General features: G+C 40.2%; 7 protein-coding genes. All 7 read right to left on the bottom strand.

Annotated features, from left to right (window positions below; translation table 11 throughout):
- Nucleotides 1-346: 346 nt before the first annotated feature.
- Nucleotides 347-1453 (bottom strand): CaiB/BaiF CoA transferase family protein, encoded by a 1107-nt coding sequence (locus tag BIZ39_RS19195; protein WP_008305453.1) that lies wholly within the window; start codon nt 1451-1453, stop codon nt 347-349.
- A gap of 324 nt (nt 1454-1777) precedes the next feature.
- Complete coding sequence (locus tag BIZ39_RS19190) at nt 1778-2554, bottom strand: SDR family NAD(P)-dependent oxidoreductase (protein WP_008305454.1); 777 nt, start codon at nt 2552-2554, stop codon at nt 1778-1780.
- 59 nt (nt 2555-2613) lie between these two features.
- Nucleotides 2614-3759, bottom strand: a complete 1146-nt coding sequence (locus tag BIZ39_RS19185) for an acyl-CoA dehydrogenase family protein (protein WP_008305455.1) — start codon at nt 3757-3759, stop codon at nt 2614-2616.
- A 57-nt stretch (nt 3760-3816) separates the two neighbouring features.
- Nucleotides 3817-5055 (bottom strand): thiolase family protein, encoded by a 1239-nt coding sequence (locus BIZ39_RS19180; protein WP_008305456.1) that lies wholly within the window; start codon nt 5053-5055, stop codon nt 3817-3819.
- Nucleotides 5056-5095: 40 nt separating this feature from the next.
- A complete protein-coding gene (locus BIZ39_RS19175) occupies nt 5096-5884 on the bottom strand; it encodes an enoyl-CoA hydratase/isomerase family protein (protein WP_008305457.1) in 789 nt (262 codons plus the stop codon).
- Between the two features lie 261 nt (nt 5885-6145).
- The gene (locus BIZ39_RS19170) at nt 6146-7168 is read right to left on the bottom strand and encodes an AraC family transcriptional regulator (RefSeq protein WP_187447757.1); all 1023 of its coding nucleotides are present in this window, start codon (nt 7166-7168) and stop codon (nt 6146-6148) included.
- 93 nt (nt 7169-7261) lie between these two features.
- The coding region (locus BIZ39_RS19165; RefSeq protein ID WP_187447756.1) for an IS3 family transposase at nt 7262-8192 on the bottom strand (931 nt) is incomplete at its 5' end.

Below are 8192 nucleotides of genomic sequence, written 5' to 3'. Positions count from 1 at the left end.
GCCTGTTTGCGGGTTTTATGCATTTTATGGCTGACAAAAGAGACAAGATTGTTCAATATAGAGCGTGCATTCATGGTGTTTTCTGTGTTGGTTTTTTTTTGGCGAAAGATCTGATCACCAAATGCCATGAATGTTCCCTAACTCTTTGACTTTATTTTACTATTCGTGGGGATAGCTCAGAGTTAAGTATTTACTCTAAAGTAGGCATCTTTTAATACAAAAGAACAAATACAAGAAGATGTAGAATTTTAAAAGGAATAAAAAGAGGCTAAAAGCGAGGACATTCCAAGTCAATTAGCCTACAGAGGAGAAATGCACTTACCAGTGCGAGGTTAAGTATTCGTATTTACTTGTTCAGCGAATTTAAAATTTCTGCTGTATGTTGCCCAACGTTAGGAATTTCACCAATACAAGGCTGGCTAACACTAAACTTAGGCGCAGGTGTTGGCTGTAAATATTGACCTTCACCTGTATAACAGCCACGCGCCTTAATATGCTCATGCTCAGCTGCTTCTGGAATAGATAAAACAGGTGCATAACAAGCATCAGTTCCTTCTAAAATATCGTTGCATTGTGCTTGAGTTTTACTTGCAAAAAATGCCGCCATTTTTGCTCTTGCTTGAGGCCACAACTTTTTATTGTTCTGCTGAGCAAAGTCATCATCATCAGCAAAGCCACACAATGTAACTAATTCTTTATAAAAATTAGGCTCTAACGCTTGAACTGAAACATATTTCCCGTCAGCACATTGATAAGTATTGCACCAATGAGATCCTGCGCCGAAAAAGTCTTGCCCTTTTTCTTCACGTAGCAACCCCTGCGCCCTAATACTGGTTAACAACCCCATGCTATAAATGGTGCCGTCACAAATAGCTGCATCAATCACCTGCCCTTGGCCAGTGTTTTGTGCATATAAAAGCGCTGAAGTTATACCAATGACCAATGGTAAGGTGCCACCACCAATATCGCCCACTAAGGTTGGTGTTGGATATGGTGCATCGTCAGGTAAACCGCCATAATGCAAGGCTCCAGTAATTGATACATAGTTGATGTCATGGCCAGCATTTTTTGCTAAAGGTCCTGTTTGCCCCCAACCAGTCATACGACCATATACGAGTTTTGGGTTGCGCTGATGACAAACCTCCGGTCCAAGCCCCAACTTTTCAGTAATGCCTGGGCGAAACCCTTCAATTAACACGTCTGATTGCTCAACAAGCTTCAATACTGTTTCAACATCATCAGGATTTTTTAAGTCTAGTGCAATCGACTTTTTACCACGCTTAAAAAATGAAGCATCTTTATTGCTATCTAAATCAATACCAGCGTTAGGGTTAGCCGTTTTACGTTCAATTAAAATAACCTCAGCCCCAAAGTCAGCTAGTATCATACCAGCTGCCGGACATGGCCCTAAGCCAGCCAACTCAACAACTTTTATACCGTTTAGTGGTCCCATTTCATTTTCTCCACGTTATAATACCAATTAAATTAAATATTTGATCATTCAGCGAGAGTTAAAAGGCTTAGAGGCAAGGCATTGGTTGCAGGTAATGGTTATTCCCTTATCAAAATCAATAACGCAAGCATATAAGCCTTTTAAACTCGCCCTTCGGGAGCTTGTCAGGAGAGTAATAACTTTACAAATTGCTTTAGTGGAGAATGCTACACCTGCATCAATTTGCTTTGTTCTAACTCCCCTGACACAGCTCTGAACTGACTAAATATTTAATGCAATTGGTATAAAAGCACCTTAAAGGTGCTTTAATAACTTATTAAGAACTTACTTAGCTTGCATCACTGTAGCGCCATCTAATCGGACAATACGACCATTCATATAGCCATTTTCAAATAAGAAAGAACAAGTATGTGCAAACTCTTCCATTTCACCCATACGTTTAGGCGCTTCACACATTTCTACAAGTGAATTAACCACTTTTTCACCTAGCGACTTAACCATAGGCGTACCAAATAAACCTGGTGCAATTGAATTTACACGAATACCGTAACGGGCTAATTCTCGTGCAGCTGGAATATTCATACCATTAACTCCGGCTTTTGAACCTGAATATGCACTTTGACCAATTTGCCCTTCAAAAGCTGCCCCCGATGAAATGTTTATAATCACTCCTCGTTCACCTTTTTCGTCTGGCTCATTCTTTGCCATTTGTTCAGCACATTTAGCCATCACATTAAATACACCACATAAATTAACGTTAATTACCGTAGCGTATTTTTTTAGGCTTGAAGCAATACCTTCTTTATCTAAAATTTTACACGGTAGTGGAATACCAGCCGCATTAACGTCACCGTGAATTGCACCGAACTTATCCATTACAGCAGCAATCGCAGCATCTATACTTTCTTCACTTGTTACATCAGTTTGGCAAAAGATAGCCTTATCTTCCCCAAGCTCAGCCACGGTCGCATTGCCTGCGTCTTCATTTAGGTCAAACAAGGCAACTTTAGCGCCCTTTTCTGCTACTAAATATTCTGCTGTCGCTTTACCTAAGCCAGAAGCGCCACCTGTTATAACAACAACTTTATCTTGCAAATTCATGAACTTTCTCTCAAATTTTTATACACATGCTGGTTAACTTGCAGTAACCAACGATAGAATTATTTAAATGCTTGAATACCTGTTAACAAGCGAGCAATTAACAACTGCTGAATTTCTGTAGTCCCATCAGGAATTGGTCCAACAATCGCTTCACGAGCTAAACGTTCAACAATAAATTCTTTAGTAACACCATTACCACCGTGTATTTGCACAGCATCACGACAAGCAGTAACCGCTATTTCAGTACCGTACCATTTCGCCATTGAGCACTCTTTGTCACAACGAATACCATTATCAATCATGTCAGCAGCACGTAAAGTTAATAGTCGAGCCGCATCAATTTCAGTTGCCATTTTAGCAATTTTAAGTGCAATTAGCTGGTGACCCGCAATCTGTTTGCCATGCTGTGTACGCTCTTGACTATATTTAACAGATTCTTCCAGCGCACGACGAGCAATTGAATAACCCCAAGCCGCCATATGACAACGAGCACGTTCAAACGTTACCAATGTATTTTTTAATCCATCACCTTCTTTGCCAACCGTATTCGCTACAGGCACACGAACATCAGCAAGGAAAATTTGAGAAGTTGACTGGCTGTTTAACGCCATTTTTTCAATTCCCTTAACTTCTAAACCTGGTGTGTCGGCAGGAATAGCAATATGCGTTAATTCACCTTCGCCTGTTTTACAGGTACAAACGAATATATCCATATGTTCGCCATTTGAAATCCAAGTTTTTTCGCCATTAATAACCCACTCATCGCCATCTTTTACCGCACGAGTTTTAACAGCAGCTACATCTGAACCCACATCTGGTTCAGAAATACCAATAGAAATAAACTTCTCACCCGAAATTAAACCTGGTACATACTCATCAATGATATGTTGAGGAGCATTATTAATTAACAAATCAATACCTGCTACGTTAATTAACCCAGTAAGCGCGAGATCTAATGAACCTACCGCAACTTCTTCCCAAATTAAAAGATGCGTTTTCCAGTCCATTCCATAGCCACCACTTTCTTCTGGGTGTGGAGCACTGATATAGCCAAATTCAGATAATTTACTGCTCCACTTTACCAATTGTTCTTTGCTAAAGTGGCTTTCACCGTGAGCTCTAATTTCTGGTTCAATCTCGTTTTGTACGAATTTACGAACCGACTCAACGGCCATTTCTTGTTCTTCAGTCATTTGGAAGTTCATTATTTATTCCTCATTACATTAATCTTTTACAAGGTCGATACTAGCCACTTAATAAAATTAAGCTTTTGCTAAAATGTTAATTGACACAGCGCCTTCTTCAATACCTACTAACCCACCGCTGTTTTCATGTACCGCATGTTTAGCACCAACAACCTGACGAGCACCGGCTTCACCACGAAGTTGAACAACAAGCTCATGAATTTGACCAAGCCCTGTCGCACCTAGCGGATGACCTTTAGACTCTAAGCCACCTGATGGGTTAATTGGAATGCGGCCTCCAATTGTAAAGTCACCATTTTCTGCAGCTGGTCCAGCTTCACCAAAACCAACTAAACCAAGGTTTTCAGCATGTAAAATTTCACCCATTGCTGTTGCATCATGAACTTCAGCCACGTCCATATCTTGTGGACCAACACCCGCTATTTCATAGGCTTCTTTTGCCGCTAAATGCTCACAGTGCTGATCCCACTGATCAGCTGGTCGGCTAGTAGCGCTGCGAATAACAGCAGCAAGTACTCGAACAGCGCGCTTTTCGGCATTTAATTTTTTCAGCCCTTCTTCATTACAAACCACAACCGCTGCCGCACCGTCTGAAATAGGTGCACACATAGGTAAAGTTAAAGGGTAAGTAATTGGTGGAGCTGCCATTACTTCATCAATCGTATAAGGGTCTCTAAATTGCGACAATTCATTATGAACTGAGTGCTGGTGGTTCTTAGCGCTCACTGCCGCTATTTGTCTTTGAGTTGTACCAAATGTTTTCATATGGTTACGACAAAAAGCTGCATATACATCCATAAACACACTATAAGGGCGCTCTGAGGTTGTACCTGGTGGCACTTCAAAACCTTCAGCAGGCTTTAATAAAGTTTTAAGGTTTTGCTCTGGATTGCTCACATCCCATGCACCATCAAATACAGAGAACATCTTAGCTTTGTCGGCTACATTCATCTTCTCTGCGCCAACAACTAGTGCAATATCACATGCACCTGATTTAAGCATTTGGTTGGCTAGATAAAAACCTGAACTACCTGAAGCACAAGCATTCTCAACATTAAAGATAGGGATACCTTCAATACCATTTTTACTTAAGTAAACTTGTCCGGGTACCATACCCTGACCATGTAAATGGCCTTGAGTACAGCCAGTGAAAAATGCCGTTCCAATTTCGTCTTTATCACAACCAGCATCAGCAAGTGCTTTTTCAATTGCTTCGCCAGTCAAACTTTCTAATGTACGTTCGATGTGTCGACCAAACTTAGTCATGCCAACACCTGCGATATAAATATTACTCATGTTCTTGGTTCCTATTATTAGCTTAATTAAGCAACTCTTGCTATTTGCCGATAAATTGCGGTTTACGTTTTTCAGAAAACGCAGTTAAGCCTTCGGTAAAGTCGTATGAACGCATATGCTTTCTTAACAATACTTGCTCATGCTCTAATGCTGCATCTCTCGATTTATCTAAAGCTTGATTAGCCACTTCTTTCATACGACGAAGTGCAATTGGGCTTTTTGAGGCAATTTTGAGTGCAAGTTTTTGTGTTTTATCTTGTAGCTCATCATCATTTGTAACTACGTTAACAAAGCCATATGTTTTCATTTCTTGTGCAGATAAAGTTTCACCAGTAAACAATAAATACTTAGCTACATTGTGAGGGATAATTCGAGGTAATAAGGCTGCCCCTCCAGCGCCAGGGTATACGCCAAAGTTCGCGTGAGCATCACCAATGACTGCACTTTCAGCAGCCACCACTATATCTGCACACATAGCTGTTTCTAGACCGCCCGCCATAGTAATACCATTTAACGCTGCAATTACTGGCTTTGGAAAGTCACGTAGTGGATTAAATACGTTTTCACATAATCGATCTAAAAAGTCTTTCTCTCCAGGAGGTAGCTTTTGTGATGCCAATACTTCTTTTAAGTCTGCCCCTGCACAAAAAGCAGCACCAGTGCCAGTAATAACAACGGCTCTAATTTCATCATTATTAGCTATTTCAGGAATATACTTTTCATAAAGTTCAATGATTTCACCATTGATTGCATTCATTCCTTTCGGGCGGTTTAATGTTAACCAGGCAATACCATCTCGGTTTTCAAAAAGTAAGTTTGCTTCACTCATCACTAATTCCTAATTTTTATTTTGTTAGCCATAAACACGCTAAGTCTTGAGATGGTTCTACTCTAAAAAATAAAAACGCAAAAAAAACCAGCCAAAAGTATGGGTTTAGGAAAAAAGTATGGGAATAGTTAGGAAGGTATATTTAGAAAAACAATAAACAGTTTAAAATTCAATATATTAGAGTGAGATTTTAAAATAAACAAGTTTAGAAAATTGGAAGTTTAAGTATGGGCTCCAAACGAAAGCCCATACTATATTTGTTTAATTTTCAGCTTTAGCTTTTCGATATTCACTTGGTGAGTGCCCCGTCCAACGACGAAATGCACGAGAAAAGTTACTAGTATCAGTAAAGCCTAGTTGATAGGTAATTTGACTAATACTCATTGAGTCTTGCTCAATATATTGAATTGCTAATTGTGAGCGTAAGTCGTCTAAAATTTCTTGGTAACTAGTATCGCGTTGTTCTAGTTTGCCATGCATATTCCTCGGGCTCATATTTAATAATGAAGCAATACGCTCTTTATTACATTCCCCAGTAGGCAATAGCTCAATAATTTTAGTTTCAACTTGGCGTACAATATCAGAGCGATCTAAACGTGCTAAATGCTGAATAACAATTTCATCGTTCACTCGCGCCAATTCAGAACTTGCTGCAGGCAGTTGAACAAACATATCTTCTTTAGCAAAATGTATCGCGTTTAATTTGGAAGAAAACTCAACAGGGCATTTAAATGACTGCTCAAATAACTCTGCCCCAATTTCTGGTTTTTCCCTTACGAGTTGAACTTTTAAAGGGTTAAAGTTAAGGCGGAAAATATGTCGACACATTTGAACAATAGCCATTAACCAGCCTTCAATAGTTTCATCACAAGTTACTGTATTGATAATTTCAATATCCAACACATAATCATCTTTTGTTTCAGTTAACGTATGAATGCCGTTATCACTAAGTAAGCGGAAATAGCGTACTATGCGTTGGCAAAAGTCATTTAAATTGTTACTCGCATATAACGAATAACCAAACGCGTGAAAGCTGCCAGGATGAAAGTTTTTACCAGCTAACAACCCAAAACCTGTTATGCCCGTTGCTTCTACTGCCAGCCTAAAAATTTCCGTAATTTTAACGGTTTCAATACGGTAACTTGGCTCTGATGACGTAACTAAATCAACGCCAGCTTTTTTAAACAAAGCTTGGCTGTCTATCCCGTCAGACTCTAATGCTAACGCAATGGCACTCGCCCAACTGAATATAGTTTTAGGTTCATTATTAGTTGATGTTGTCATAGAAAGTATTAACTCACTAATTTTATTATTATCATTTTTCTATCATAATGATACACGAATAATGACGTGGTCAAGCAAATTCACACAACCCAGTTAAGCAGCTTTTCCTAAGTTAGCCATGTCAGCTTCATATTGGTTTGGACTTTTGTAATCCAGGTATGAGTGCATTCTTTGGCTGTTATAAAACATAGTGATGTATTGCAGGATATCTTGCTGAGCTTCATGACGGCTCTGGTAATGACGCCATTGCACTCGCTCTTGTTTTAATGTGCCGAAGAAGCTCTCTACAACGGCATTGTCCCAACAATCGCCTTTCCTGCTCATGCTACCTGTTACCTTGTACAGTGCCAGTAGCTGTCTAAATTGTCGGCTCGCATATTGCGAACCACGATCCGAATGATGTATCAGGCCAGCCTTGGGTTTACGTTGCCATAAAGCCATTGTTAAGGCATCACACACAAGCTGAGCATTCATCCGTGAAGACATACTCCAACCCACGACTTTGCGTGAGAACAGATCAATGACAACGGCCAGATACAGCCAGCCTTCCTGCGTCCAGATATAAGTAATGTCAGAGACATACGCCTGGTCTGGTTTTTGCGCATCAAAGTCGCGTGACAGCACGTTATCGAATACAGGTTGCTGATGGTTGCTGTTGGTCGTTACTTTGTATTTTCTACGCCGTCTAACGCTCACGTCGGCTTCTTTCATCAAGGCTCTCGTACGCTGTTTTCCAACCGGATAACCAAGCGAATTCAGCGCGCGTTTCATTCGCCTTACGCCATAGGTAAAGTCACTGGCATCTGCTATCTTCTGTACCCATTCGATTAGCTCATCATGTTGAGGGTCTGGTTCAAGTTGTTCGTTTCGTCGCACGGCACTGTAATAGTTATGGCGACTGACTCCCAGAACTTGGCACATCAGGCTAATCGGCCAGGTCTTCTTATGTTGGGTAATGAAACCGTATTTCACTTGGTTTCTTTGGCAAAGAAGACCGTCGCCTTTTTTAGGATCTCTTTCTCCA

This window comes from Alteromonas sp. BZK5 (genome assembly GCF_014349115.1).
Lineage (GTDB): Bacteria > Pseudomonadota > Gammaproteobacteria > Enterobacterales > Alteromonadaceae > Alteromonas > Alteromonas macleodii.
This window is presented reverse-complemented; position numbering and strand designations above follow the sequence as displayed.

What these genes read in the sequence shown, in the direction of transcription:
- BIZ39_RS19175 (WP_008305457.1), bottom strand. Translation starts at nt 5,884, where the DNA reads ATGAGTGAAGCAAACTTACTTTTTGAAAACCGAGATGGTATTGCCTGG.
- BIZ39_RS19180 (WP_008305456.1), bottom strand. Translation starts at nt 5,055, where the DNA reads ATGAGTAATATTTATATCGCAGGTGTTGGCATGACTAAGTTTGGTCGA.
- BIZ39_RS19190 (WP_008305454.1), bottom strand. Translation starts at nt 2,554, where the DNA reads ATGAATTTGCAAGATAAAGTTGTTGTTATAACAGGTGGCGCTTCTGGC.
- BIZ39_RS19170 (WP_187447757.1), bottom strand. Translation starts at nt 7,168, where the DNA reads ATGACAACATCAACTAATAATGAACCTAAAACTATATTCAGTTGGGCG.
- BIZ39_RS19195 (WP_008305453.1), bottom strand. Translation starts at nt 1,453, where the DNA reads ATGGGACCACTAAACGGTATAAAAGTTGTTGAGTTGGCTGGCTTAGGG.
- BIZ39_RS19185 (WP_008305455.1), bottom strand. Translation starts at nt 3,759, where the DNA reads ATGAACTTCCAAATGACTGAAGAACAAGAAATGGCCGTTGAGTCGGTT.